This window comes from Akkermansia sp. GGCC_0220 (assembly GCF_017566105.1).
Lineage (GTDB): Bacteria > Verrucomicrobiota > Verrucomicrobiia > Verrucomicrobiales > Akkermansiaceae > Akkermansia > Akkermansia massiliensis.
In genome coordinates, this window is the sequence record NZ_JABFCI010000122.1 from 1 (window position 1) to 225 (window position 225).

Below are 225 nucleotides of genomic sequence, written 5' to 3' on the forward strand. Positions count from 1 at the left end.
GATAGGCGATCGCGGTGACCGAGATAACGGCCAAAACACCTTAACTCATGCGGGAGCAATATTACGGTTGAATGCTGATGGAAGCACGCCAAGTGATAACCCTTTCAAGGATAACAACAAGGTTTTGAATGAGATTTGGAGTTATGGTCATCGTAACCCTCAAGGCCTGTTTTACGACTTCCCGACTCAAAGACTCTGGTCGATCGAACACGGCCCTCGCGGTGG

Annotated in this window: 1 protein-coding gene; it reads left to right on the plus strand. The window is 49.3% G+C overall.

Going from position 1 to position 225, the window contains the following annotated elements; all coding sequences use genetic code 11:
* The coding region (locus HJW02_RS13245; RefSeq protein ID WP_208050716.1) for a PQQ-dependent sugar dehydrogenase at window positions 1-225 on the plus strand (225 nt) is incomplete at both ends.